This window comes from Halpernia sp. (genome assembly GCF_048269545.1).
Classification (GTDB): domain Bacteria; phylum Bacteroidota; class Bacteroidia; order Flavobacteriales; family Weeksellaceae; genus Halpernia.
Genome location: NZ_JBLXIJ010000001.1, coordinates 534,236 through 559,442, shown reverse-complemented (window position 1 = coordinate 559,442; position 25,207 = coordinate 534,236). Strand labels below are relative to the sequence as shown.

General features: G+C 29.9%; 22 protein-coding genes. 14 read left to right on the top strand and 8 right to left on the bottom strand.

Translation table 11 applies throughout. The annotated features are described in order from the left end of the window. Position 1: 1 nt before the first annotated feature. Complete coding sequence (locus ACN0WB_RS02530) at positions 2-1,456, bottom strand: ATP-binding protein (RefSeq protein ID WP_417428503.1); 1,455 nt, start codon at positions 1,454-1,456, stop codon at positions 2-4. Then, complete coding sequence (locus tag ACN0WB_RS02525; protein WP_417428501.1) at positions 1,437-2,042, bottom strand: riboflavin synthase; 606 nt, start codon at positions 2,040-2,042, stop codon at positions 1,437-1,439. The genes ACN0WB_RS02530 and ACN0WB_RS02525 overlap by 20 nt, the downstream gene beginning before the upstream one ends. Positions 2,043-2,270: 228 nt before the next feature. Between ACN0WB_RS02525 and pdxA the strand changes: the two genes are divergently transcribed. From pdxA to ACN0WB_RS02485, 8 genes are all read left to right on the top strand, one after another. Continuing rightward, positions 2,271-3,344, top strand: a complete 1,074-nt coding sequence (pdxA, locus tag ACN0WB_RS02520; protein ID WP_417428499.1) for a 4-hydroxythreonine-4-phosphate dehydrogenase PdxA — start codon at positions 2,271-2,273, stop codon at positions 3,342-3,344. A gap of 84 nt (positions 3,345-3,428) precedes the next feature. Further along, positions 3,429-3,950: a YceD family protein gene (locus ACN0WB_RS02515; protein ID WP_417428497.1), complete on the top strand. Its 522-nt coding sequence runs from the start codon at positions 3,429-3,431 to the stop codon at positions 3,948-3,950. Between the two features lie 50 nt (positions 3,951-4,000). Further along, a complete protein-coding gene (gene rpmF, locus ACN0WB_RS02510; RefSeq protein WP_417428495.1) occupies positions 4,001-4,204 on the top strand; it encodes a 50S ribosomal protein L32 in 204 nt (67 codons plus the stop codon). Positions 4,205-4,310: 106 nt separating this feature from the next. Next, positions 4,311-4,793 (top strand): acetyl-CoA carboxylase biotin carboxyl carrier protein, encoded by a 483-nt coding sequence (gene accB / locus ACN0WB_RS02505; RefSeq protein ID WP_417428493.1) that lies wholly within the window; start codon positions 4,311-4,313, stop codon positions 4,791-4,793. Between the two features lie 87 nt (positions 4,794-4,880). Then, a complete protein-coding gene (gene accC / locus ACN0WB_RS02500; protein WP_417428491.1) occupies positions 4,881-6,236 on the top strand; it encodes an acetyl-CoA carboxylase biotin carboxylase subunit in 1,356 nt (451 codons plus the stop codon). A 46-nt stretch (positions 6,237-6,282) separates the two neighbouring features. Continuing rightward, a complete protein-coding gene (gene rocD, locus ACN0WB_RS02495; protein ID WP_417428489.1) occupies positions 6,283-7,527 on the top strand; it encodes an ornithine--oxo-acid transaminase in 1,245 nt (414 codons plus the stop codon). Positions 7,528-7,699: 172 nt separating this feature from the next. Next, entirely contained in the window at positions 7,700-8,476 is a 777-nt protein-coding gene (locus ACN0WB_RS02490) for a glycosyltransferase family 2 protein (protein ID WP_417428487.1), read from the top strand. A 26-nt stretch (positions 8,477-8,502) separates the two neighbouring features. After that, positions 8,503-9,471: a hypothetical protein gene (locus tag ACN0WB_RS02485; protein ID WP_417428485.1), complete on the top strand. Its 969-nt coding sequence runs from the start codon at positions 8,503-8,505 to the stop codon at positions 9,469-9,471. Here the strand turns inward: ACN0WB_RS02485 and ACN0WB_RS02480 are convergent. Further along, positions 9,466-10,377 carry a hypothetical protein gene (locus ACN0WB_RS02480; RefSeq protein ID WP_417428483.1) on the bottom strand — a complete coding sequence of 304 codons (912 nt, stop codon included), beginning with the start codon at positions 10,375-10,377 and terminating at the stop codon, positions 9,466-9,468. The genes ACN0WB_RS02485 and ACN0WB_RS02480 overlap by 6 nt on opposite strands. 77 nt (positions 10,378-10,454) lie before the next feature. On the opposite strand from ACN0WB_RS02480, the gene ACN0WB_RS02475 reads away from it, so the two are divergent. After that, a complete protein-coding gene (locus ACN0WB_RS02475) occupies positions 10,455-11,753 on the top strand; it encodes a glycosyltransferase family 4 protein (protein WP_417428481.1) in 1,299 nt (432 codons plus the stop codon). On the opposite strand, the gene ACN0WB_RS02470 is transcribed toward ACN0WB_RS02475, so the two are convergent. The 4 genes from ACN0WB_RS02470 to ACN0WB_RS02455 form a co-directional block, all read right to left on the bottom strand. Beyond that, the gene (locus tag ACN0WB_RS02470) at positions 11,754-12,566 is read right to left on the bottom strand and encodes a class I SAM-dependent methyltransferase (protein WP_417428479.1); all 813 of its coding nucleotides are present in this window, start codon (positions 12,564-12,566) and stop codon (positions 11,754-11,756) included. A gap of 46 nt (positions 12,567-12,612) precedes the next feature. Beyond that, positions 12,613-14,016, bottom strand: a complete 1,404-nt coding sequence (locus ACN0WB_RS02465; RefSeq protein WP_417428477.1) for a hypothetical protein — start codon at positions 14,014-14,016, stop codon at positions 12,613-12,615. A 50-nt stretch (positions 14,017-14,066) separates the two neighbouring features. Further along, the gene (locus ACN0WB_RS02460; RefSeq protein ID WP_417428755.1) at positions 14,067-14,408 is read right to left on the bottom strand and encodes a phosphomannose isomerase type II C-terminal cupin domain; all 342 of its coding nucleotides are present in this window, start codon (positions 14,406-14,408) and stop codon (positions 14,067-14,069) included. Positions 14,409-14,536: 128 nt separating this feature from the next. Then, entirely contained in the window at positions 14,537-15,286 is a 750-nt protein-coding gene (locus ACN0WB_RS02455) for a bulb-type lectin domain-containing protein (protein ID WP_417428475.1), read from the bottom strand. Between the two features lie 225 nt (positions 15,287-15,511). Here ACN0WB_RS02455 and gltX point away from each other — a divergent pair, with 225 nt between their 5' ends. Together gltX and ACN0WB_RS02445 are read left to right on the top strand one after the other, a co-directional pair. Beyond that, entirely contained in the window at positions 15,512-17,023 is a 1,512-nt protein-coding gene (gene gltX / locus ACN0WB_RS02450) for a glutamate--tRNA ligase (RefSeq protein WP_417428473.1), read from the top strand. A gap of 52 nt (positions 17,024-17,075) precedes the next feature. Next, on the top strand, positions 17,076-18,032 hold the full coding sequence (locus ACN0WB_RS02445) for an acetyl-CoA carboxylase carboxyltransferase subunit alpha (RefSeq protein WP_417428471.1): 957 nt from the start codon (positions 17,076-17,078) through the stop codon (positions 18,030-18,032). Positions 18,033-18,098: 66 nt separating this feature from the next. On the opposite strand, the gene ACN0WB_RS02440 is transcribed toward ACN0WB_RS02445, so the two are convergent. Continuing rightward, positions 18,099-18,662: a DUF6759 domain-containing protein gene (locus tag ACN0WB_RS02440; protein ID WP_417428470.1), complete on the bottom strand. Its 564-nt coding sequence runs from the start codon at positions 18,660-18,662 to the stop codon at positions 18,099-18,101. Between the two features lie 132 nt (positions 18,663-18,794). Between ACN0WB_RS02440 and tsf the strand changes: the two genes are divergently transcribed. From tsf to ACN0WB_RS02425, 3 genes are all read left to right on the top strand, one after another. Further along, positions 18,795-19,619, top strand: coding sequence for a translation elongation factor Ts (gene tsf, locus ACN0WB_RS02435; protein ID WP_417428468.1), 825 nt, complete (start codon positions 18,795-18,797; stop codon positions 19,617-19,619). 127 nt (positions 19,620-19,746) lie between these two features. Then, complete coding sequence (locus ACN0WB_RS02430) at positions 19,747-22,788, top strand: choice-of-anchor L domain-containing protein (protein WP_417428466.1); 3,042 nt, start codon at positions 19,747-19,749, stop codon at positions 22,786-22,788. Positions 22,789-22,844: 56 nt separating this feature from the next. Continuing rightward, positions 22,845-25,160, top strand: coding sequence for a T9SS type B sorting domain-containing protein (locus tag ACN0WB_RS02425; protein WP_417428464.1), 2,316 nt, complete (start codon positions 22,845-22,847; stop codon positions 25,158-25,160). The last annotated feature ends 47 nt before the right edge of the window (positions 25,161-25,207 follow it).

Below are 25,207 nucleotides of genomic sequence, written 5' to 3'. Positions count from 1 at the left end.
ATTAAATATTTACTGGAAAGGAAATCGTAAATCGACTGCCTTTTCCAACTTCAGAATGCAAGGTAATTTCACCATCATAATCCAAAACCATTTTCCTAACCATGGTTAAACCAAGTCCCATTCCACTATTTTTAGAGGTGAAATTGGGTTCAAAAATTTTCTCTTGCATTTCTTCGGGAATCCCAATGCCGTTATCTTCTACAGAAATATTTATTCTTTTATTTATCACTTCTAAATCTACATTAATAATAGATTTCCGATGTTCATCTTGTGCCTGAATTGCATTTGTTACTAAATTGATAATAATTCTTGACAAATAAATTTTATCCATATTTATCTCAATATATTTTTGACTTGTGTGCAAATGAACATTTTCATCACTGAAAATATAAAGGATTTCTTTTACTTGTTTATAAAGATCAAAAATTTCATTATTTTTCTCTGGAAGTTGTGCAAATTGAGAAAAAGCAGTTGCAACAGCTGCAACCAAATCTATTTGATGAACGAGAGAATGGCTTAATTTTTTTACTTTTTCATTGATTTTAGGATCGTTGCAATCAAATTTTCTTTCAAAATTCTGAATAGTTAATTTCATTGGCGTGAGTGGATTTTTCACTTCATGCGCTACTTGTTTTGCCATAGAGGTCCAAGCTGTTTCTTTTTCTACAAAACTTAAATGTTGTTTTTGTTCTTGTATTTGTAAAATCATTTTATTGTAGGATTTTACCAAAGAGCTCAATTCATCATTTTGAAAATATTTAATGGGTTTTAAATCTTTTTCAAAGAGTGTAATTTTAGTTATCATCTCTGAAAATTTCGTGATGGTTTTAGTTAAATTTTTAGAAATAATCCAACTCAACCAAATACTAAATGAAATAATGAAAATATTTAAAATTATAAATAATTTCAAATACTTATTAAAAATACTAAAATAACTACTATCATTGTGATAGAAAGGCAAATAAACAATCGCAATTGGTTCCAACATATTATTTTTCAAAATAATATAAGAAGACGTAACAGTAGAATTACTGCTTTTATCAAAGCTTTCAAAATCCACTCTACTATCTTTCTTTAATACTTTATTTAATATAGAAAGAGGGATTTTTTTTGGTTTTACTAAACTTTCATCTCTGTTTGAAAGTAAATAATTGCCTTCTAAATCGTAGATAATTACATCATGTTTATTAATGTCTGCAATTTCAAAAATTTTATTTCCTAAAACTTTTTTTAGATCTTTAGTTTGCACTTGATTATGACTTACAGCATAATCCAAATAAGCCATTAAAGCTTCAGATTTATTTTGCAGTTGCGTTCTGCTTTGTTCTGCAGAATTTGTTTGCAGGATGAAATAAGATAAAGCACCAGTTCCCATGACACTTAATAGACAAATCGTCAAAAAACCCCAAAAAATCCTTTTTCTCAGGCTATATCCTCTATATTTTGTAAGCGGCATTTTGTCTATTCATTAGTTTAGTAATATATTTTCCTATAATATCAAATTCTAAATTTACCTCATCTCCAACTTTCAAATTTTTCATATTTGTGAAGTTCCAAGTGTAAGGAATAATTGCGACGGAAAATCCTGTGTTTGTACTTTCTGCAACAGTTAAGCTAATTCCATTTACAGTAATTGAACCTTGCGGAACCATAATAAATGGCGAACTTTCTTTCATTTTAAAAGTAATAAAATAACTTCCATCTCGATTTTCAATTCCCGTTACGATTGCAGTTTCATCTACATGTCCTTGCACCAAATGTCCGTCTAATCTTCCCTCAAATTTCAAACATCGTTCCAAATTTACTTCGGAACCAATTTTCCAATGTTTTAAACTTGTTTTTTGAAGTGTTTCATCTATTGCTGTTACTTTGTAACGTGGATGATTTATTTCTACAACCGTTAAACAACAACCATTATGCGCTAAACTTTGGTCAATTTTCAACTCGTTTGTAAAATCACATTCCAAAGTGAAATCTATATTTTTTCCGTTATTTTCTACGTTTTGAACTTTTCCAGTTCCTTCAATAATTCCTGTGAACATTTTTTATTTTTTTAGGAGCATTATGTTATATCATTTTCCGAACATTCTACCTGCTTTTCGTTGCAATCTTTTTTTCCCTTCGCAATTTCCCAAACAAAAAAAGGATTTCCACTTCAATCAGGGCTAAAAAGTTGGCGAACTTTTTTTCAGAACAAACAATGCAAAACTGTTTGCTAAATTAATTTTGTTAAATTTGTAAACTTTAATTACAACTTCAAAGATAAAGAAATGAGTTCTAAACATCATAAAATAAGAGTAGGAATTTCAGTTGGAGATTTCAACGGCATTGGTCCAGAAATCATAATGAAATCTTTGAAAGATAAAAGTATTACCGATTTTTTTACACCTATTATTTTTGCATCCGGGAAATTATTTACCTATCAGAAAAATGTTTTCAAAATGCAACTTAATTTTAATTACATTGATGATGTAAAAGATGCGGTAAATGGGAAAATAAATATGGTAAATCTGTGGAAAGAAAATGTAACTATCAATTTTGGAACACCCACAGAAGAATCCACAAAAATGGCGATTGATTCTTTGGAAGCAGCTACAGAAGCACTTTTAAATAATGATATTGATATTTTAGTTACAGCGCCCATAAACAAAGATGAAATGTTGAAACAAGGTTTCAAACACGCAGGACACACTGGATATTTGGAAGAAAAAATGGATAAAAAGGGAGTGATGTTTTTGGTGACAGAAGATTTAAAAGTTGCCGTTTCTACACATCATATTCCTGTTTCAGAAGTAGCGCAGAATATTTCAAAAGAAACAATTAAAAAACAAATTAAAATAATAAACCAAACTTTAATTGAAGATTTCTGTATTGAAAGACCAAAAATTGCAGTTCTAGGTCTAAATCCACACGCAGGAGACGGCGGCGCAATTGGCAAAGAAGAAATAGAAATTATTACTCCCGCAATTCAAGAATTATTTGAAAATGGAATTTTAACTTTTGGTCCATATCCTGCAGATAGTTTTTTCCAACCAGGAAATTATAAAAAATTCGATGCCGTTTTAGCAATGTATCACGATCAAGGTTTGACACCATTTAAAACAATTGCTTACGAAGATGGCGTCAATTTCACAGCGGGATTACCTTTTATAAGAACTTCACCAGATCACGGCGTTGCTTATGATATTGCAGGAGAAAATACCGCAGATGAAAAATCTTTTTCTGAAGCTATTTTCACAGGAATTAAAATTTTTAATAACCGAACAGAGTACCGTGAATTGCGCGAAAATAGATTGGTTGTAAAAAAACAAAGTCCCGAAAACAGATATCGAGAAGAGCGATAAAACTTTAAAACAAAATTTTAAAATTTTAAAAGTAAAAACATTTTGTTATATTAAAAAATTAATTTATTTTTGCAAACCGATTTTATGGACAAATTTAGAAACTATGATATCGCATTTTCCGGTTTAAAAGACGGAAAGCATAACTTTAGATTTGAAGTAAATCAAGCGTTCTTTAATTTATTTGAGACTGAGCAAGAGTTTTCAAATCCAAAAATAACCGCAGATGTTCTATTAAATAAACATTCTACTTTTTTGGAAATTGAGATTAATGTTGCCGGAACAATACAGTTAGTTTGTGATATTACCACTTCGGAATTTGATTATCCTATTGAAAATCAAATAAAAGTTTTGGTAAAATTTGGCGAAATTTATGATGACAGTGACGTAGATGTAATTGTTATTCCTCATAAAGATAACGCTTTTAATATTGCACAACTCCTTTACGAAGATGTTGTTTTAACTGTGCCGATGAAAAAAGTGTCACCAAAACTTTCAAAAGAAGATATAGCACTTTTAGAAAAATTCAGTCCAAATGAAGAAACAGAAACGGAAAAAGAGGAAGATATAGACCCACGTTGGAACGCGTTGAAAAATTTAAAAAAATAAAAATAAACAATATAATTTTAAACTAAAATTTAAAATTTAAAATTTACAAAATGGCACATCCTAAAAGAAGACAATCCAGTACAAGAAGAGATAAAAGAAGAACACACTATAAAGCGATTGTTCCTCAAATAGCGAAAGATGCTACTTCTGGTGAAATGCATCTTTATCATAGAGCGCATTGGCATGAAGGGAGATTATACTACAGAGGAAAAATTGTAATGGAGAAAGAAGTAGCTTCTACTGAAGAAAACTAAACTTCATTTTTTACGCTAAAAACATACAAAACCACTCAAATATTAAAAATTTGAGTGGTTTTTTGTTGTTTTTTATTATCTTTGGCATATAAAAAATATTCATTTTATGGACTTAAAAGACATACAGAATCTTATTAGATTTGTAGCAAAAGCAGGTGTTTCTGAAGTAAAATACAAAACAAAAGATTTTGAAATTAACATCAAAACTCCTTTGGCGGGTAGCGATGCAGTAAATTATGTGGCACAACCACAAATGTTTCAGCAAGCTCTTGCACCACAAACAAATGCAGACGCACCAAAAGCTGAAAATCCTTCTACTAATAATGCTTCTTCTGCGGATGAAAGCAAATACATCACAATAAAATCTCCTATGATAGGAACTTTCTATAGAAAACCTTCTCCAGATAAAGATGTGTTCGTTAATGTGGGTGATTCTGTTACCTCCGACAAAGTAGTTTGCGTAATTGAAGCCATGAAACTTTTCAACCAGATTGAAGCAGAAGTAAGCGGAAAAATCGTTAAAATTTTAGTTGATGATTCGTCTCCTGTAGAATACGATCAACCTTTGTTTTTGGTAGATCCTTCTTAAAGTAATTTTAAATTAAAAATTATAAATTTTAGATGAAATCCATCTAAAATAATTTAAAATTCAAATTTAAAATTTAAAATTTCTAAGATGTTTAAAAAAATATTAATAGCTAATCGTGGAGAAATCGCAATGCGAATTCTTCGTTCTTGTAAGGAAATGGGCATCAAAACGGTTGCTGTATATTCTACGGCAGATAAAGATAGTTTGCACGTAAGGTTTGCAGATGAAGCCGTTTGCATAGGACCACCTGCAAGTAAAGATTCTTATTTAAAAATTCCAAATATAATCTCTGCAGCTGAAATTACAAATGCAGATGCAATTCACCCAGGATATGGATTTCTTTCAGAAAATGCTAATTTTTCTAGAATTTGTGAAAAAAATGGAATAAAATTCATTGGCGCCACTCCGGAGCAAATCGAAAAAATGGGCGATAAAGCCACTGCAAAGAAAACCATGAAAGAAGCTGGGATTCCTTGTGTTCCAGGTTCAGATGGCTTAATAGATTCTTATGAAGACGCAGTAAAAATTGCAGAAAAAACAGGTTATCCGGTAATGATAAAAGCTACCGCAGGTGGTGGTGGAAAAGGAATGCGCGCGGTTTGGAAAGCAGAAGATTTGAAAGAAATGTGGGATTCTGCTATTCAAGAAGCGGTTGCTGCTTTTGGAAATGGTGGAATGTATATGGAAAAATTAATTGAAGAACCACGACATATTGAAATTCAAATTGCAGGAGACCAATACGGAAAAGCTTGTCACCTTTCAGAAAGAGATTGCTCTATCCAAAGAAGAAATCAAAAATTAACGGAAGAAACTCCATCTCCATTTATGACAGATGAACTTCGTAAAAGAATGGGTGATGCCGCAGTGAAAGCTGCAGAATATATTGCTTACGAAGGCGTTGGAACAATAGAATTTTTGGTAGATAAAAACAGAGATTTTTATTTTATGGAAATGAACACCAGAATCCAAGTAGAACATCCAATTACCGAACAAGTAATTGATTATGATTTGATTCGTGAGCAAATTCTTTTAGCTTCTGGTTCACCTATTAGTGGAATTAATCATTTTCCAAAACTACATTCAATTGAATGCAGAATAAATGCCGAAGATCCATTTAATGATTTCCGCCCATCACCCGGGAAAATAACAGAATTAAATATTCCAGGTGGACACGGAATTCGCGTAGATACTCACGTTTATTCTGGTTATACAATTCCGCCGAATTATGATTCTATGATTGCAAAATTAATTACAACGGCGCAAACCAGAGATGAAGCCATTGCAAAAATGCGACGTGCTTTAGATGAATTTTATGTGGAAGGTATTAAAACTACAATTCCTTTTCACCGTCAATTAATGGAAAATGAAGATTATTTGGCAGGAAATTACACCACAAAATTCATGGAAGATTTCGTAATTGATAAAAACTTCGACAATAATTAACAAAAATCTAAAGTTATCTCCGGATAACTTTTTTAATATAAAACTTATGCAAACCTCTCTGAAAGATTCTCGATATTACATTGAACTAGAAAATAAATACGGCGCTCACAATTATCATCCGCTTCCTGTGGTTTTAGAAAAAGGAAAAGGTGTTTTTGTTTGGGATGTAGAAGGAAAAAAATATTATGATTTTCTTTCAGCTTATTCTGCTGTGAACCAAGGGCATTCTCATCCGAAAATTGTAGAAGCTTTAGTTAATCAAGCTCAAACTTTAAGTCTAACTTCACGTGCTTTTTACAATAATAAACTAGGAACTTACGAGAAAAAAATTACGCATCTTTTAAGTTTCGATAAAGTTTTACCAATGAATTCCGGCGCAGAAGCTGTAGAAACTGCCGTGAAAATTGCGCGTAAATGGAGTTACGAAGTAAAAGGAATTTCAGAAAATTCTGCGAAAATAATTGTTTGTGAAAATAATTTCCATGGAAGAACAACTACGATTGTTTCTTTTTCAAATGATCCAGATGCAAGTAAAAATTATGGTCCTTTTACGCCTGGTTTTGTGAAAATTCCTTACAATGATATTTCGGCTTTAGAAGAAATTTTAAAAAGTGATTCTGAAAACATCGCAGGATTTTTAGTTGAACCAATTCAAGGTGAAGCAGGAGTTTACGTTCCAGATGAAGGTTATTTAAAACAAGCTTCTGAACTTTGTAAAAAATATAATGTACTTTTTATCGCCGATGAAGTTCAAACAGGAATCGCAAGAACCGGTAAATTAATTGCTTGTCATCATGAAAATGTGCAACCCGATATTTTAATTTTAGGAAAAGCCATTTCTGGTGGAATGTATCCCGTTTCCGCGGTTTTAGCAAATGATGAAATTATGAACGTCATAAAACCCGGACAACACGGTTCTACTTTTGGTGGAAATCCTTTAGCTTGTGCAGTTGCAACCGCAGCTTTGGAAGTTGTAGAAGAAGAAAATCTTTCAGAAAGAGCGGAAGAATTAGGAAAATTATTTCGTGCAGAAATTCAAAAAGTGATTGAGAAAACAGATTTAATTACAAAAGTTCGCGGAAAAGGTTTGTTAAATGCAATTTTAATAAATGACTCGCCAGAAAGTGAAACGGCGTGGAATCTTTGTATGGCATTAAAAGAAAACGGACTTCTTGCAAAACCAACACACGGAAATATTATTCGTTTCGCTCCACCTTTGGTAATTACGGAAGAACAAATTTTGGACTGTGTTAGAATTATTTCGGAAACGGTTTTGAATTTTAAAAAATAAGATTTTGGTTCTCTTTATCGGAATGAACAAATAATTATGTCTTTTTTAATTTATTCAACCATCATTTTGTCATTCCGTGGGAATCTAAATGCTGGTTTCGTTGTCACTTAGATGGCTGCTGAATGACAAACACTCTTCTGAAAATCTAAATTTTTAAATAAGAAAATATTTCATGAATAAATATTCCGAAGATATTCCAAAAATTTCTGGTTTGATGATTACTTTTAACGAAGAGAAAAACATCAGAGAAGTTATGGAATGTTTGCATTTTTGTGATGAAATTATTATCGTAGATTCTTTTAGTACAGACAAAACTTTAGAAATTGCTCACAGTTTTCCGAAGGTAAAAGTTATTCAAAATAAATTTGAAGATTTTACCAAACAAAGAAATTTAGCTCTAAATAATGCCACAAACGATTGGGTTTTATTTTTGGATGGAGACGAAAGAATTACACCAGAATTAGAAACTGAAATTCTTTTAGAACTGCAAAAGTCAAATAAAAAAGAAGCTTATTATTTCTATCGGAAATTCTTTTTTGCCGGAAAAGCTCTAAATTATTCTGGAACACAAAAAGACAAAAATTTTCGTCTTTTTAGAAAAAGTAAATGCCATTACATCTCTGATAAAAAAGTGCATGAAACTTTAGAAGTACAAGGCGAAATCGGTTTTTTAAAAAATAAACTTCTTCATTATTCTGTGGAAAGTTATAAAACCTACGAAGCAAAAATGCTTCATTATGGTAAATTAAAAGGAGAAGAAATATTTTTAAAAGGAAAACGTTTTAGCATTTTTACTCAATATTTAAAAACGGCTTTTAAGTTTTTTAAATCTTATATTTTAAAATTAGGAATTTTAGATGGAACAGAAGGCTTTCAATTGTCTTATTTGCAAAGTTTAAGCGTTTTTGAAACCTACGAATCTCTAAAAAGTGTTGAAAAAAAATCTTAACTTGGCGTAAAGGAAAAAAAATCTTGATGAAAATCTGTATTATAAGTTTTGATTTTTGGAATTACGATGAACATATTGCAGCAACCTTGCGCAAAAAAGGGATTGAAGCGCATCACATTAATATCGGCGCATACAAACACAAAAATTTCTCGGCAAAAATCACCAATACTTTTTCTAAAGTTTTTCTACAGAAAAATATCAAAAATGAAAAACGGCAACAGTTCATTCTAGAAGAATTAGAAAAATTGGGACATCAAGATCAGATTTTAATTATCAATCCGGAATTGATAGAAGAAAAATTTCATATAGAAATAAAAAAGTTTACTAAGCGGTATATCGCATATTTGTACGATAGTTTAGCTCGTTGTCCGGCGGGAAAAATCCTGTATTTATTTGACAGCGTTTATTCTTTTGATTCTGAAGATGTGGCAAAGTATGGTTTTACAAAAATTAATAATTACAATTATTTAGAAAAAGTAAAACTAGAAAAAAAAGCTGAATTTGATTTGGTATATCTTGCATCTTACGACGAACGATTAAAGGTTTTATATAAAATAACAGATCGACTTGAGAAACTGGGACTCACTTATCAATATGTAATTGTCGGGAAAAAAACCTGGAAAAAAAATCTTTTAAAATTCGTAAGTTTTACGGGAGAAAATATTTCGAGAAAATACCAAACGAGAAGAATAAATCAAAAAAACATTCCGAAATTTTACCAAAAAGGGAAAGTTTTATTGGATTTGGTTCGTGAAAACCAAAGTGGTTTAAGTTTTCGCATTTTTGAAGCAATGGCTCTTCAAAAAAAAATAATTACTGATAATCAATCTATTAAGAATTATGATTTTTATAAACCAGAAAATATTTTAATTCTAAATAAAGATTTAAGCAATTTAAACACAATGTTTTTTGAAACACTTTATGAGCCGTTACCTGAAGAAATCTATAAAAAATATACTTTGGAGAATTGGGTAGAAACTATTTTTAATTTATAGTTTGTAAAAAGTATCAAATAGTTCTTCAAAATGTTGCTGAAAATAAAAATCCGCACCATTTCCTCCAATAGGATGAACCACAGGAAAATCTGCATACGCTTCTAACAAACGAGGCACTTTTAAACATTCTGCAACTGCAAAACCAAAAGATTGATTACCCAAATAAAATCTGGAAGCTTTAATCATTTGCGCCAATTCTAGAAAATCTTTCACATCATAAAATTCTAAATTCGGGACAGATTTTTTTAAGTCTTCATATTCATCTGGAAGTCCCACAAAAAGTAAATCATCATAATTTTTCAGAAAAGAATAATCTACAAAAGAATTCCGCGCTCTAAATGTTCGGATAATCACCACTTTATTTTTAATAGAAGAATGCGGTTCTACTTCCAAACAAGGCTTTGAAAAGTCTGGAAAAACCGCAGTTAATTGTGAAAACCAACGAACTGTAATGAAATTAAGTTGAAAAGGAAATTCACGAAACAAATCTAAATCGATATGTATTTTTTGATTCTCTAATTTTTTAACTTTATTGAGATATTTTATATTATCTAGAAGCGGTAAAAATTTTGAAAATAATTTTTCATTAATATAAACATTTCCAGATGTATGTTTATGCGCATAACTTGTTGGTTTATTTACCTGAATCACTAAATTACAAGTGTGCGTTTTACTCAGTTCTTGTATCACAGGAAGAGCGTACATTACATCTCCGATATGTCCTGAATGTTTAAAATTTAGTGTTTTTTCTTCCTTAATATTTTTTTGAATTTCAGAGATTTTATTGTAGAAATCCGAAGTTAATTTGCTTTTTCTATTGGCAAAACGGATTTCTTCTTTTAGATTTCGATATTTCTCCTTATTGGTATATTTGTAAAAATATTTTTTAAAAAAAAGTTTGTTCATTATTAGTCTTTTAAAAGAAAATTAAAGAATAAAAATTAAATTTGCTTACATTAATTTATCAAAGATAGAATTTTACAATGAAACAAAATACAGATCAATTTGGAATTAATATTTCTGGATATATAAACAAACAATTCGGTCTCGGCGAAGGCGTTCGTTCAAATATTCGCGCTGTAAAAACCACTTCTATTCCTTTTGTGATTAATGATTTTAATATTGAAATTTCTAAACATATTGCAGACGCCGCTCAAAATAAATTGGAAGTTTCTCCTGATAATCCGTATAATATTAATTTAGTTCAAATTAACATCGATAAGTTACCATCTGTATTATCTCAAACCGATAAATCTTATTTTGAAAATAAATATAACATTGCATTTTGGGCGTGGGAATTAGAGAGTTTTCCTGAAGAATCAAAAGTATTTTTCAGTTTATTTAATGAAATTTGGGTGCCGAGTAATTTTTGTACTGAAGCGATTTCTAAAGTTTCGCCCATTCCTGTTATTAAAATAATGCACGCGATTGAAATTGAAAAAACAAATTTCAACAGAAGCGATTTTAATTTGCCAGAAGACAAATTTATTTTCTTGTCGATGTTTGATTATTACAGTTCTATTGTGAGAAAAAATCCTTTGGGCGTGATTGATGCGTATGAAAAATCTTTTGGCAAAAATAATTCTGAAGTTTTATTGGTTATTAAATCTTCACTAAGCAAAGAATTTCCGAAAGAGAAAAAATTGTTAATGGACAGAATTGGCGACAATAAAAGTATAATTCTAATTGAAGAAATTTTAGAGCAAAATAAATTATATAGTTTAATGAATTCTTGTGATTGTTTTGTTTCACTTCACAGATCTGAAGGTTTCGGACTTACAATGGCAGAATCTATGTATTTAGGAAAACCCGTTATTGGAACGGCTTATTCTGCGAATATAGAATTTATGACTGTTAATAATAGTTTTTTAGTAAAATATGAAATGATTGACACAGGAGATAATTATTCCTTCGTGGGTGGAAAAAGTATTTGGGCATATCCAGATATTTCTCATGCAGCAGAATTAATGAAATTTGTGCTAGAAAATCCTGAAGAAGCAAATAAAATTGCAAAAAAAGGTCAAGATTTTGTGAAACAAAATTTAAGTCCAAAAAAAATGGGCGAAAAAATTGAAGCACGATTAAAATTTATAAATGAAGAACTTATTTCAAATAGGGGAAATAAAAATAGCAAAGCAGAAGATTATTTAAAATTTGAAAATCAATTACTTCAACAAAAAATTGATAAAATGAAAACGCTTTTGGGTGTAAGAATTAAACTCCAATTTAAAAATTTACAAAATAAATTACGCGGTAGGAATAGAAAATATTTTTGGGAATAATTATTTTGAATTAAGATTTTTTTTAATAAAATGATAGTCTTTTTCTTGATAAGATTCTCGTTTAATACGGAATTTCTTATTCTTTAATTTAATGGAACCAAACAATAATTGATGTTCTCTTTTTCTTTTGAAAGCATAATTAATTTGACTTTTTGAAAAAGTCTTGGTTGTAAAAACATGAACGTTATTTGCGTGATAATAATTTTTTCCGAACTTCTCTGCAATAATTATTAAAGATTTCTCTGTATAAAATGCGATGTGTTGTCCGGTTTCTTGTGCAATATAAACCCAGTTTTCAATGTCCGAAGTTTTCTGCGGAACTAAATCGGTAGAAAAAATAAGATGATTAGAAAATTTTAAAATATTTTCAATTTCTTGAAGCGGATTTTCTAAATGTTCGAAAACTTCAAAAGCGGTCACAATATCAAATTTTCTTTGTGGAATATCTTCAATATCAAAATTGACAGCAAATAAATTTTCACAATAAATATCTTGTCTGTAAAAATTAAAACCTTTGTCACGCATTGAGCGAACAAACAAACCATAACCGCCCGCAAAATCTAAAAAAAGTTTTGCTTCTGGGAAACAACAATCTATTATTTTGCTGATTTCATCTTTTAAAAAATCATTGCGATTTAAAATTCCAATATCCAAAGAAGTGATTGCATTTCCGTAGGCTTCTTCTAACCAAATTGGCTCATCAGTTTGCACAAACCCGCAATTTGTACATTGATAATACGCACTTGGATATTTTAATAAAACAATTTTTTCAAAAATTTTAGAAGAATTCTCTTTACAGATTTTGCATTTCATGGGAAATTAATTTGACCAAATTTAAGTATTATTATTTAGAAGAATTTCAGGAAATTTCCTTTGTCACTATTTCTTTTTTTTCCAATAAAATGGAAATATAAATAATTGCAAGAAACATTAAATTAAAATAATAATTCCCAAAAGCCTGTTTTCCAAAAATAAATAAAGCAAATAAAATAAGAACTAAATCTTGAATTTGAAAAAGTATTGAAGCGCGCTTATTTTTCCAAATCCGTAAAAAAATTATTGCAATTATTAAAAGAGAAAGAAATGAACTAAATAAATTAATATTTAAACCAAACTGCGCAAAATATCCAGTTATAGAAAGAGAATCAAACCTCGGTAAACTTTTTAGAAAATAAGTGATGGTGTAAATTAGCGCTTGTTCATTAGTAAATAAAAATGGCAAAAAACAAATTATTGAAATGAAAATACTTAAAATTCCAATTAAAATTGTTTGAGACAATTTCTTTGTGATGTTGTAAAAATATAAAATGGAAATCGGTAGTAAAAAAATATAATAGAGTTTTAAAGCCATCAAAATCCCTAAAATAATAAAAGCAATCACATATTTTTTACTTTTGAAAAGAAGAAAATACAAGGCAAAAAATGGAAATGCTAAAATATCAATCCACGCATATTTTACCATATAAAAAGTATATGGATTGCTAAATAATAAAATAAATGAAAGATAAAAAACAATTTTATTTTTCTTAGTCCCTAAATATAAAATAAAGCAACTTATGACTAACGAAAAAATATAGGCGAATCTTAAATCTCCAAAAATTACTTGAAAAGGATATAAAAGATACAAATTGAACGGCCAATAAACGAGTTTAATGTCTTGTTTTAAGTAAGTGTAATCGTAATTTCCATTATAAATATCTGGAAAAACTCTGTTATAAGGATCGATATTTTGAGAAATATCGACAATTGACTGTTTCAAAATAATAAATAAATCTATAAAAGGAGTTGGATATAAAAGCGGAATTAAAAGCAAAGAAGTAAAGAAAAATAGGGCAGTAAAAATAAAACTCCACTGAAGCGTAAATAATTTTCTATAAAAAATCTTTACCGCAAAAAATATTAAAGAGAAAATGATGAAAAATACTTTTACGTTAAAACCCGCTTTTTCTCTTAATACATTCAAAAAATGACCTTCAGAATTAAATTTACCAGTGATGAAAAATATCACATTAATGAGTAAAATAAAATCTACAAATAAAATTATTTTCTTTTCAGAAATACTTTTCGGGATTTCTTTGCTTGAAAAATAGGTAATTACAAAAAGTAACAGAAGCAATAAAATCGGTAAAAAAGACTGCTTTGGATTTGCGCCTAAAAATAAATTATTAATAAGACTAAGCACGAAATATATCGCAATAAAAAAAAGAGGGATTTCATTTTTAAAAAGGAAATCACTCTTTTGCCAACCAATTTTAAAATTCATGAGTAAATATTATTGGTATTAGTTTTTAGAATTTTTTTTGCCAGAAATTTTTAATTTCTTTTATACTCATCGTCTAAACGCACAATATCATCTTCACCAAAATAAGTTCCTGTTTGTACTTCTATAAAAACAACTGGTTTTTCAGACAAATTCATAATGCGATGTTTTGCGCCTTGTGGAATGAAAATACTTTCTCCGTAAGATAATTTTATTTCTTCGTCATTTAAGACAATAGTTGCGTCACCTTCAATTATCGTCCATTGTTCTTGTCTTTTATAATGAAATTGATACGATAATTTTTGACCAGGATTTACCACAATTCTTTTTAATTTATAGTTTGGTTCATCTGCCAAAACATAATATTTTCCCCATGGTCTTTCTCCGATTTCCAACATATAATTTTATTTAAAGTACAAAAATAGCATTAAAAAAATTCACATAAAAAAGATAAATTTTATTAAATTTAAAACATTTTCAGTAAAAATAATTAATAAAATCTATCTCTTTATTTTTATAATTTTTAGTGATCATTATTTGATGCCCAAACTGCAGAGCCTCTTGCATTGTAAATCACAAGATTTCCATCGTCTTGCATATTCAATGTTCTACCACTCAATCCACCAGTTTTTGTCCCATAAATTGGCGTATTTCTTACATCATAAACTACCAAATTCCCATCACTTTGAAATTCTGCCCGAGTTCCTCTGTTTCCCGTTTTTGAGTCCCAAAGAACTTCATCGTAATTGTTGTAAACTACCAGATTTCCATCTCGCTGAAATGTTAAAAAGAAATTTCTATTTGCCGAATAAATTTTATCATTTACTCTAAATTTGTATCCTCTTGCAATAATATTATTTTGAGGTGACCAAGTTTCACCATTATTTTTATTATTATCAATTGAAGACCAAACGGCATTATCTCTTCCATTATAAATTACGAGATTTCCGTCATCTTGCATTTTAAGAACATTTCCTTTGTTTGCTGTATTTGTACTAAAAACTGGTGTTCCAGAATTATTATAAATAACAAAATTTCCATCTTTTTGAAATTCAGCTCTGTTACCAGAATTTTGAGTTTTAGAAGACCAGACAGAAGTACCACTTCTACTGTTATACACAACTAGATTTCCATCGTCCTGAAAAACCGCATAAAAAGTTCTGGAGGGTGAGTAAACTTTAGAATTTTTATAAAATTTTTGACCACCGTAAAAATTCTGTGCTATTGCAAACAAGCCACAAAACATCAAAACTAAAAGAATAAATTTTTTCATAATTAAATTTTTGTTAATCAAATTTAATATAAAAATTATAATTCCTCAATAAATAGATATTAATTTCGTTTTATTTTTAATTTTATTTAAGATTAACAATGTTTATTTTAATTTAAAATTTATCTATTTATTTGGATCTTTAAATCTACTTTTAACTTCAAAAATTAAGTAAATTCTAATTCTAACACCATTAATTTCATTAAATTTGCACCGTAATAATAGTTTATGAACAAAGTAAGAGTGCGTTTTGCGCCCAGTCCAACTGGACCTTTACATTTGGGCGGCGTAAGAACCGCATTATATGATTATCTTTTTGCAAAAAATCAAGGTGGAGATTTTGTTTTAAGAATAGAAGATACCGATACGGCAAGATTTGTAGAAGGTGCAGAAGAATATATTTTAGAAGCTTTAGATTGGTGCGGAATTACACCAGACGAAAGTCCCAAACATGGCGGGAAATTTGGTCCGTACAGACAATCTGAAAGACGCGATATTTATGAAAAACATTTAGCAGAATTATTAAAAACAGATTTTGCTTATTTGGCTTTTGATTCGCCTGAAGAATTAGATGAAATCCGGAAAGAGTATGAACAAAAAGGTGAAGTTTTTTCATATAATTATATTAGTAGAAACCGTTTAAAAAATAGTTTGTCATTAAATAAAGAAGAAGTTCAGCTACTTTTAGATGCAAAAACGCCGTATGTCATTCGGTTTAAAATGCCAGTTGATAGAACTTTAATTTTAGAAGATATTATCCGTGGAACTTCTTCTGTAAACACAAATACTTTAGACGATAAAGTTTTAATAAAACAAGATGGAATGCCCACTTATCATTTTGCAAACGTTGTAGATGATCATGAAATGGAAATTTCACACGTCATTCGTGGCGAAGAATGGTTGCCTTCTTTAGGACTTCATTATTTATTATATGAAGCATTCGGTTGGGAAAAACCACAATTTGCGCACCTATCTTTAATTTTAAAACCAGAAGGAAAAGGAAAACTCAGCAAAAGAGACGGTGATAAATTTGGTTTTCCTGTATTTCCTTTAAATTTCAAAGATCAAGAAACGGGAAATATTTCTAAAGGTTACAGAGAAGAAGGTTATTTGCCGGAAGCATTTATTAATATGGTTGCACTTCTTGGTTGGTCTCCTGCAGAAGATAAAGAAATAATTTCTTTAGAAGAAATGGCGCAGGAATTTGATTTAAATAAAGTTCATAAAGCCGGAGCAAGATTTAGCAAAGAAAAAGCAGAATGGTTTAACCATCAATATTTACAACTGAAAAACGATTCAGAAATTTTAGTTGATTTAAAAAAATTATCAGAAGTATCAGAAAGTAAAATTAATGATAATAAATTATTGAAAATTATCAGTTTAATGAAAGAACGTGCAACTTTCATAAAAGATATTTATAGCGAAAGTATTTTCTTTTTTCAAGCACCACAAAACTTCAATGAAAAAGCATCCAAGAAAGCTTGGAGTGAAAATACCGCAGAAATTTTAAATAATTTACTAAATAAAATTTCCGCAACCTCATTTAAAGCAGAAGATATTTCAAACGCAATACATCAATTTGCAGAAGATCAATCTTTGGGTTTTGGGAAAATTATGATGCCGCTTCGTTTGGCTTTAGTTGGTGAACTAAAAGGTCCAGAAGTACCAGATTTGTTGGAGATTTTAGGAAAAACAGAAACCGAAAAAAGAATTAATTTTGCGATTGAAACACTAAAATAAGTGGATTGCAAAATTATTTATATAAATTTGATTAATAATTCTAAACTTTAAAATGGAATATTTAGATTTTGAACAACCCGTAAAAGAATTAATGGATCAGTATAAAACCTGCTCTCTTGTTGGTGACGAAAGCGGTGTTGATGTAAAATTGGCGTGTAGCCAAATAGAAGATAAAATTGTAGAAACTAAAAAAAGAATTTACGAAAATCTTACTCCATGGCAAACCGTGCAACTTTCTCGTCATCCGGACAGACCTTATACATTAGATTTTATAAACGGTATTGTAGACGAATATAGTTTTTTGGAACTTCATGGTGATAGAAATTTTGCAGACGATCCCGCAATGATTGGCGGTCTTGCAAAAGTTGATGGACAAAGCATTATGTTTATTGGAACTCAAAAAGGTAGAACTACTAAAGAAAGACAACACCGCAGATTTGGGATGAGTAATCCAGAAGGTTACAGAAAAGCGTTGCGATTGATGAAATTAGCAGAAAAATTTAAAATTCCTGTTGTTACTTTAATAGACACTCCCGGAGCTTATCCTGGATTAGAAGCAGAAGAACGCGGTCAAGGAGAAGCAATTGCAAGAAATATTATTGAAATGACCACTTTAAAAGTCCCAATTATTACAATAATTATTGGCGAAGGAGCAAGTGGCGGTGCTTTAGGAATTGGCGTAGGAAATAAAGTTTATATGCTACAAAATACTTGGTATTCTGTAATTGCACCCGAAAGTTGCTCATCTATTTTATGGAGAAATTGGGAACATAAAGAAGATGCTGCAAATGCTTTAAAATTAACCCCAAAAGATTTGCTTGCAGAAAAGTTTATTGACGGTATTATTGAAGAACCACTTGGTGGCGCACATTATGACCCTGAAACTACTTTTAAAAATGTAAAAAAATCTATTTTGACAAACATAAAAGCATTTAAAAAGTTTTCTGACAAAGAATTGGTTACTCAAAGACAAGATAAATTTATTGCAATGGGTCAGTTCAAAGGTTAATAAATCTCTCTAAAATAAAAATCCACTGAAATTCAGTGGATTTTTTTTATTTTAATGATGTTTACACTATCTTTTTCCATAATTTAAAGTAATAACAATGTCTTTATTCACATTTTTCACAGAAGAATATTGAGCATCACAAATAGAAGTTGTTAATTTATAAGTTCCTTTTTCCACCATAATAAAATTATTATTTTTGGCAGGAACTGTTAGATTATAATATTTCTTTCCACTAATTTTAATGATTAAATTACATTCAGAATTATTTACAATTTGGATATATGCCTCTTTTATATTTGGATCGTTATTGAAAAGATGTGTTAAAACTGCAGCCGTTTGCTTATTTTTATCGTTAGTTCCATCTTTTAAATCTTTTCTTACTTCTTTTACAAGTTTTTTCTTTGTAAGTGTTGTTATTTTGGGTTTGGCTGCAACATCATTATTTCCTGTAATTAGTGAATATAGTTTTCTTTTAAATTCTGGAGTTTTGGGATTATCAGGATTATATTTTACAAAATTTGCTATTACTCTTGGATCATTACTTTTCTCTACTTGTTCTACTGAATATTTTGATTGTGAGCACATTGTGAGAGAAACGCAAAATCCAAATAAGAATAAAAATCTTTTCATTTATTAAATTGTTTTTAAAGAAACTTCTTATTATAAACGGCAAAAGTATCTTTTTAGTTTACATTAAATTTATTATCTTTGCACCGCTGTAAAAACAGCAATAATTTACAATAAATTTAATAAATATTTGATATGTATACACCCGCAGCAGCAGACGTAGCCAAACTAAGAAGCACCACAGGTGCAGGAATGATGGATTGCAAAAAAGCTTTAGTAGAAGCGGAAGGCGATTTTGATAAAGCAATAGAAATTTTAAGAAAAAAAGGTCAAAAAGTAGCTGCAAACAGAGCCGATAGAGAATCTTCTGAAGGTGCTGTAATTGCAAAAGTAAACGAAGATTGCACAATGGGATCTATAATCGCATTAAATTGTGAAACAGATTTCGTTGCAAAAAACTCAGACTTTGTACTTTTAGCAAATGAATTAGCTGAACAAGCTGTATTTTATGCGAACAAAGAAGAGTTTTTAGCTTCAGATTTCCACGGACAAACTGTAGCTGAAAAATTAATTGAGCAAACTGGTGTAATCGGAGAAAAAGTAGAAATCGGTGCTTTCGAAAGAATCGAAGGTCCATTTTTGGGAGCTTACATTCACGCAGGAAATAAAATTGCTGCAATCACTGCACTTTCCGGAAAAGTTGACGGTGGTGAAGAAGTTGCAAAATCTGTTTCTATGCAAGTTGCAGCAATGAATCCTATTGCTTTAGATGAAACTAAAGTGTCACAGGAAACCATTGACAGAGAATTGGAAATTGAAAGAGACATTTTAACTAAAGAAGGAAAACCGGCAAATATTATTGATAATATTCTGAAAGGAAAAATGCAGAAATTTTATAAAGACAATACTTTGGTTCATCAAGCTTTCATCAAAGATGGCGGTATGAGCGTTGCAGATTATGTAAAATCTGCAAACAGCGATTTAAAAGTTGTAGGTTTTGTTAGAGTAAGCTTAACTTAATAGAATTGAGATTGGAGAGATTAATCTTTTAATCTTTCACTTTAATATTTAATCTCCGTTGAAAATTCAACGGAGATTTTCTTTGTATTAAATTCATTTTTAATTAAGTAAATTTACAACCCTAATTATGCAGAAAAGGTTTTACTTTAAGATATTTTTAATTCTCACACTTTGTTGCGGCTTATTTTTTAAGGCGCAATATATTTCTGTAGATAATGTTTATACACCGGAACAGCTGGTTAAAAATATTTTTCTGGGTAATGCAAATTCTAATTGTGTAGAAGTTTCAAATGTTCAAGTTTCTGGTTGGGATTTTGGAAGTGGCGATTTAAGTTATGGTTATTTTAATAAAGCAAATTCTTCTTTTCAGTTAAATGAAGGTATTTTACTTTCTACTGGAAGAATTTTTGAAGCTCCCGGTCCAAACAATGGAATTACAAGTTCATCCGCAGGAAATTGGTTTGGAGATTCCGATTTAGAAAATGCTTTAGGAGTTGGCGGAACTATTAATGCTACAATTTTAGAATTTGATTTCATTCCCAAACAAACCAATAAAATAAGTTTTGATTATATTTTTGCGTCAGAACAATATCTTACAAATCCCAGAGCAGATCAATGTGGTTATACCGATGGTTTTGCATTTTTAATTAAAAAAGCAAATTCGTCAGATTCTTATAAAAATATTGCAGTAGTTCCAAACACCAATATTCCAGTGAGTGTGAATACAGTTCGTGGTCCAGGAACGATTTGTCCAGTTTCAAATGCCGAATATTTTGAAGGTTTTAATGCACAAAACTCGCCTGTAAGTTTTAATGGACAAACCAAAATTCTAACTGCTAAAGCCGATGTCATTCCAGGTGAAAAATACCATATAAAATTGGTTATTGCAGATCAAGGAAACGGACTTTACGATTCTGGGGTTTTCTTAAAAGCCGGAAGTTTTTTAGGGAATAAAGATTTAGGAATAGATAGATTAATTTCTACAAACAATGCTCTGTGCGGCGGAAGTTCTTTGGTTTTAGATGCGACAACTTTAGGCGCAACTTACCAATGGTATAAAGATAATACGCCCTTAACTGGCGAAACAAACGCAACTTATACCGTAACTTCTCCTGGAACTTATTCTGTAATAATAACAAATTCTGGTTGCAACTTAAAAGGTGAAATAAAAATTGAATATATTACTGAAGCACCAACTTTAAAAGATTTAACAATTAGCAATTGTGATGATGATTTCGATGGCAAAATTCCAGTAGATTTTACACAAATAATTCCGCAAGTTTCCGATGATTTGCAAGGTTATCAATTGTCATTCTATTCAGATCCAAATTATATCAATGTTTTACCGACAAATTGGTCTTATTCTGCAAACACAAGAGTTTATGTGAAAACAAATTCATCGTCTTCAGGTTGTCCGCCAATTACTTCTGTTATTGATTTTAAATTTGGTGATAAAGTTCCAATTAATTCGCCTGTTTCTCAAAATATTTGTTCGCAAAACACTTCTCAAGATATTTTACTTTCAGATTATACTAACTTTTTCACAACGGATACTTCTGTAAGTTTTAAATTTTATAAAACTTTTGCCGATGCGCAAGCCAATGTTTCGGGAGCGGAAATCTCTGCGAATCAAACTATTAATCAAGACGAAACCTATTATATCAGATTTTCTAAAAATGGAGTTTGTGATAATATTGGAACATTAAATTTGTCTTTTAAAAAAGTAACTTATTCCACAACTCTTCCAGCAAATATTACAATTTGTGAAGGTTCAACAACAATTTTAGATGCAGGTTCTGGTTTTATTTCTTATTTGTGGAGTACTGGAGAAACCACACCAGAAATTACTGTTGGAAAAGGAAATTATTTTGTTGATCTTACTTCTCCAAATGGTTGTAAAGTTCGGCAAAATGTGGAAGTTAAAGAAGAAGCAAAGGCAGTTTTAAATATTTCCTTTTATTCTGGTGAAAATTGTGACGATGATTTTGACGGAAACATTAACATTAAACTTTCAGACATTACACCAATTATTTTACCAAATAATTCTAGTTTTACGGTAAAATATTACAGTTCTGATGCATTTGCACAAATTGGAGGAAATAATAATTTGCCCGATAATTATTCTTATAATTCGAACACAACAATTTATGTTCGGGTAGAATCTGCGATTTGTCCGCCGATAATTGAGCCTTTAGATTTAAAAATTGGAAATTCTCTTCCTTTAATAAAAACAAGTACAACTATTTCTGAATGTGATGATAATTTGGACGGAATTAAAAGCGTGGATTTATCTAAATATTTAGCAGAATTTACCACAGATTCAAATGTGAATGTGAGTTATTATGATGATTTGCAAAATGCCAAAAATCAACAAAATGCAATTTCAAATCCAATAACAATTAATAAAAATGGCACTTTTTATTTACGATTTTCTAAAACTAATTTTTGTCCTGTAATTGCCATTTTAAATATTAATATTAAGGTTCCAAAAGCTTCTGATATTTTAAAGGATAAAGTGATTTGTCCCGGAACGAAAACAATTTTAGAAGCAGGAAATGGTTTTGCTTCTTATCTTTGGAGCACAGGTGAAACTAGTTCTACAATCGAAGTTGTAGAAGGTGATTATTTTGTGGATTTAACAAGTTCAAATGGTTGTGTTTACAGACAAAAAGTTTCAGTTCTCGTTTCTCTTTTCCCCATTATTTCTCAAATAAATATCACAGGAAAAACCGTTGAAATTATGGCAACAGGTGGAACAAAACCTTACGAATATAGTATTGATGGAATTAATTATCAAACTTCCAATATTTTTACCAATGTTTCTCGTGGGGTTCATACGGCTTTTGTAAAATCTTCCGATGGGTGTGGAATTATAACAAAAGATTTTATAATTATTAATTTAATAAACGTCATCACGCCAAACGGAGACGGCAAAAATGATGTTTTAGATTACACAGATTTAAAAATTAAAAACGATGTTTCCTTAGAAATTTTTGATCGAAATGGAAAATTAGTTTTTAAAAATTTAGATAAAACTTACAATTGGGATGGAAAAAGTAATGGCAGAAATTTACCAACTGGAAGTTATTGGTACATTTTAAAGTGGACAGAACCAGACACGCAAATTGCGGTAGTTTATAACAATTGGATTTTACTGAAAAACCGATAGTTAAAAAATGTTAATATTTAATTATAAATATTAAATTTGCTTTCTACAAATAATAAATGAAAAAACTTTTCACTCTTTTTCTCATTCTTTTCCTATTTCTAAAAGCTTTTGCACAGAATAAACAAGCAAATGATTGTGTAAATTATATTCAAGTTTGTGATAATTCTAATATTACTTTAAACCCTTTTGGAATTGGAGATTTACAAGAAATTACTCTTGATAACGCATGCTTTAGTAATGAACATAATTCTTTGTGGCTAAAAATTGATATAAAAACTTCTGGAACTCTAGGTTTTGAATTAATCCCTTCAAATTCGGATATACAGGTAGATTATGATTTTTGGGTTTTTGGTCCAGATGCTACTTGTGGAAACATTGGTTCTTCTATAAGATGTTCAACCACAAATCCGAAAGCCGCTAAACTTTCAGATAATCATACAGGATTGCGGGATTCTGAACCAACTGGGGATTTCTATGAAGGTCCCGGTGTAAAGGGAGACGATTGGATAAAGTCTCTAGACGTAAAAGCAGGAGAATCCTATTTTATAGTAATTGATAGACCCGTTGGTGAAGATGGATTTACATTAAATTGGACGGGAACTGCAACACTTCAAAATCCTTTTGAAAATAAAATATTTAATACAATAGTAGATGACGTGATAGTTTGTAATGAGAATTCAGTTTTTGATTTCTCTACTCTTTCCTCAAAAATTTTAAATTCTAATATAGATTTTTCAATTATATATTACAGCAATTATGACGATGCAAATTATAAGCAAAATGAAATTACATCGCCTTATAATATTAAAACACAAAAATATTATTATAGAATACAAAGTGAAAAATCGGAATGCTATAAAGTAGGCGAAATAAACGTTGTTTCGCAACCTTTGATTTTAGATAAACCAACATTAACAGTTTGTCAAACTAATAATTTGGGCACTTTTAATTTGAACATTGCTCAATTCACGCAAGAACCTATTGATAAAGTTCGCTTTTATGAAACAGCTTTTTTAGCTCAAAACGAAACTGCAAATACAGAAATACAAACTCCTCAAAATTATCAATCTGGGGAAAAGAAAATATTTGCAGTTGTCACAACAAAAGCAGGTTGTAAAGCTATTACAGAATTAAATTTAAAGTTTTTTTCCAATTTTAATTTTGACAAAACAAAAAATAAATTCAAAAATTGTGATGAGAAATTATCAGGTACTATTTCAATTAAATTTTCTGATATCACCTCCCAAATTTCTTCAGATTTAAAAGGTTTTACTTTAGAATATTATTCAGATCCTGCACATCTTCATCTATTACCGAATGATTGGTCTTACTCGCAAAACACAACGGTTTTTGTGAAAGCAATCTCCCCAACTGGTTGTGCTCCAGTTTTTTCAGAAATTTTTTTCGAAGTTGGAGATAGAATTAATTTAATTAAAAACACTTTTACAGCAGATATTTGTGATAATGAATTAGATGGAAGGGTTACAGTTGAATTGAATGATTACATTCCACAATTTACTACCGATAATAAAGTTAATTTTCAATTTTTTACTTCCGACTCAGATGCGAGAAACAATGTAAATCCTATTTCTTCAGCACAAAATATTTCATTAAATAAAACATTTTTTATCAGATTTGAAGACACAACAGAATGTCCACAAATTGCTGAACTTAATTTTAATTTTAAGCAACCCAAAACATCTTCCTTATTAAACGATGTTAAAATTTGCCCACAATCTTCTATTATTTTAGACGCCGGTTTTGGTTTTGATGGTTTTCTTTGGAACACCGGAGAAACTACACAAAGTATTACTGCAACAATCGGTGATTATTATGTAGATTTATTTTCAAACGGTTGTGTTTACAGACAAAATATAAAAATTTCAGCGGCAGAAATTCAAAAAATTACAAGTATATTAGTTTCTGGAAATACGGCTACAATTAATGTTTTTGGTGGAACTCCACCTTATTTTTATTCTATTGATGGTGTACATTACCAAAACTCCAATATTTTTACCAATGTTCCACGAGGAATTCACACAGCATTTGTAAAATCTATAGACAACTGCGAAATCGTTACTAAAGAATTTGTTATCATTAATTTAGTTAATATTATCACACCAAATGGAGACGGCCAAAATGACGTTTTAGATTACTCAGATTTAAAAATTAAAAATGACGTTTCCATAGAAATTTTTGATAGAAGCGGGAGATTAGTTTTTAAAAATTTAGACAAAAATTACATTTGGGACGGTAAAAGTAACGGTAGAAATTTGCCGACTGGAAATTATTGGTATGTTTTAAAATGGATAGAACCAGACACGCAAGTTCCTGTGATTTATAATAATTGGGTTCTATTAAAAAACCGATAAACCTTTTTCTAAATTAATAAATTATAAATTTGTGACAGTTCTATACA